This window comes from Candidatus Obscuribacterales bacterium (assembly GCA_036703605.1).
In the GTDB taxonomy this organism is placed as follows: domain Bacteria; phylum Cyanobacteriota; class Cyanobacteriia; order RECH01; family RECH01; genus RECH01.
Window position 1 is genome coordinate 1 of sequence record DATNRH010001208.1, and the last position, 2,782, is coordinate 2,782.

Here is a 2,782-nt window from a genome sequence, read left to right on the forward strand (position 1 = left end):
CTTTGAGTTGGGCAATGGCCAGTGGGATAGTCCCAAGCTGCGATCGCTGCTCTACGACCTGCTGCCCCAAGACTTGCAGGTCAATGACTTTGAAGTGGTGCATCATTTTGAAACCATTGGTCTCCAGACCATGTACCTCAATGCCCGCAAGATGGCCCAGATCAATGGCGATGATTTAGTTTTGCTGGCGATTGAAACTGTACTTGATAGCACTGTTAGGGATGGATAAAGAACACTCTCTGAAACTAGTTTGATTGCATGACATATATGGCAACGCACCCATCAAAGTTCAATTCAGCCGAATTTAATATCATGCCTAGAAAAGCATTATTGACTTAGAGGAAATCAGAGAATGTTAAACCTATTTAAGTTCAACGAAAAAGAGCGTTACTGAATAAAACTATGAAATCAGAATGGGAGCAAGATGCTCTCGTTACCTTCATTGTGAATGAATTGCGAGTCTGAACATCTCGCTCACGCTTCGTTAGCGCCAACCCTATCGCGATTCAGCAACGCCAAGAGAAGTTTTCTGTGAGCAAACTACAGACCTTACACCGAGCCTGACATACAGAACAACTGTCATAAAGGCTTGAATGGCGACGGTAAACCTGTTTTGCTGGCAACTATGCTTGGCAAAATATTTGGCACTATGGAAAAGAAGCGATTTTTAAGCTAAAATAAGACTTCTGAAGGAAGTGCTACTAGCTGCATTCCTTTGGAATGATCAACCCTTCCTAAGGAGGTTGACCTATAAGTATCTTTCACCAAATCGAAGCAGTGTATCAACGTGCCCTGCGGTTGCGGGAGCAGGCTATCACCAACCCTGTTGACCCGTCGCTGCTAAATCTGGCGCTCAAAGATCTCTACCTGGTACTCGAAGAACTCCAGGCAGTCGATGCAGAACTACGCCAGCAAAATCAGATGCTCAGCGACACCCGGCATCAGGTTGACCTTGAACTCCAGCGCTACCGCACCCTGTTTGAGCTGGCCCCCGATGGTTATCTAGTCACCGACGAAACCGGCAAAATTTACCAGGCCAATCGGGCAGCAGAGCTATTGTTTGCCCTCCCCCAAGAAGGACTGCTGGGTAAACCCTTGGTTGTGCTGATCGAGCAGGGTAACTGGTCAACGTTTCAGCGGCGGTTAGCTCAGCCCACGTCTGCTACACCGTGGGAAGTTACCTTCAAATCGCGGAAACAGGAGCCCGTCACGGTGGCGATCGCCACCAAGTTCCTCAAAAACAGCCGCCAAGGAGTGAGCACTATTCTTTGGTCGCTGCGAGATATATCTCATCAACGCCCTATGGGGCAGGAGATCCAAGCGGCCCAAGCCGATTTCGAACGTCTAATTGCCGCCCGCACCGCTGAGCTTTTGCAAGCCAATGCCCAATTGCGCCAAGATCTCAGCGACTGCCGCCAAGGTAACGTCTAATGAACATGATCGTTAAGCGCATAGAAGCCGTGCAGCAACGGGCGCTGCTATTGCATCAGCGCGCCAGCACATTGCCTATACATCCCGAACTGCTATCCCAGGCTCTCAACGATCTCAGCCTAGTACTCGAAGAGCTGCGCACCGCCCACGAAGAATTGATTCAGCAGAATCAGGGCCTGGCCGACTACCGCCAGCAGCTAGAAACCGAGCGTCAGCGCTACCAAGATCTTTTCAACCTCGCCCCCGACGGCTACTTGGTGACCGATGCTAAGGGGGTCATTCAGGTAGGGAATGTGGCGATCGCTGCCCTGCTACACCTGCCCCAAGAGTCGCTGGTGGGCAAACCCATGGTGCTGTTTCTCCCGGTCAAAAAACGCCGTGCCCTCTACGACCTGCTGACCCAAATCAATCACACCACCCAGCCGTTGCCCATCAAAACCTGGGAAACCCAGATCGTACCCCGAGAGGGTGTGGTCATTGATGTAGCGATTACTGTATCCATTAGCTCTGAGAATGGTGAAACACGCTTGCGCTGGCTGGTACGCGACATCACTGAGAAAAAGCAGGCCGAGGCCAAAATTCACCGCCAGGCCTTCTACGACCAGCTTACCGGTCTACCGAATCGCGCCTTTCTCGACATCTACCTGCCCAAGGTGCTGGCTCAGGCAGATCGCCAACATGCCCAAGCGGCGGTGGCCTTTTTAGACCTCGACAGATTCAAAGACGTCAACGACAGCCTGGGCCACGGGGTGGGCGATCAAATGCTGCATCAGGTGGCCCAACGCCTGACCCACTGTCTGCGCAAAGAAGATCTGCTGGTACGCTGGGGGGGCGACGAATTTATTCTAGTGATCTCGCGGCTGACGGCGCTAGAGTCGGTGGGACGTACGTGCGATCGCATTTTGGAAAGTCTGCAGCTTGCCTTTGTAATCGATGACCACCATCTGCACATCGGCACCAGCATCGGCATCGCTCTCTTTCCCCAGGATGGCACCGATCCCACCGCCCTGCTGCGCCACGCCGACCACGCCCTCTACCAAACCAAAAACCAGGGCCGCAATACCTACCGTTTCTACCAGTCGGATTGACTAGTGATAGCCCTGATCAAATAAGTTAGCGCGTCAAGACATCCTGGAGACGTTCCAGCGTTTAGGCGTGCATCTGGGACTGTTTCAACTGCATTAGATATAGCCCGAGCGTCCCCTCATTAAGGAGAACACTCAGGCTATTGTTCCAAAGACTTTGTATCCGAAGCTCAGTTGTTTTAACTAGGGCTTGCTGAAAAAAGAGCACCAAACTGTAAGGCAGATGCTCAAGCAGGATCGCCGTCTGCTAAAGTGCAAAGAGATCC

At 51.9% G+C, this 2,782-nt stretch carries 3 protein-coding genes; all 3 read left to right on the forward strand.

Annotation, left to right across the window (positions count from 1 at the left end):
* A partial coding sequence (locus tag V6D20_25010) for a hypothetical protein (protein HEY9819042.1) occupies positions 1-229 on the forward strand: 229 nt, incomplete at its 5' end.
* Positions 230-777: 548 nt separating this feature from the next.
* Complete coding sequence (locus tag V6D20_25015; GenBank protein ID HEY9819043.1) at positions 778-1,431, forward strand: PAS domain-containing protein; 654 nt, start codon at positions 778-780, stop codon at positions 1,429-1,431.
* A complete protein-coding gene (locus tag V6D20_25020; protein HEY9819044.1) occupies positions 1,431-2,519 on the forward strand; it encodes a sensor domain-containing diguanylate cyclase in 1,089 nt (362 codons plus the stop codon). The genes V6D20_25015 and V6D20_25020 overlap by 1 nt, the downstream gene beginning before the upstream one ends.
* The last annotated feature ends 263 nt before the right edge of the window (positions 2,520-2,782 follow it).

Coding starts and splice junctions, on each gene's coding strand:
- V6D20_25020 (HEY9819044.1), top strand. CDS start 1,431: ATGAACATGATCGTTAAGCGCATAGAAGCCGTGCAGCAACGGGCGCTG.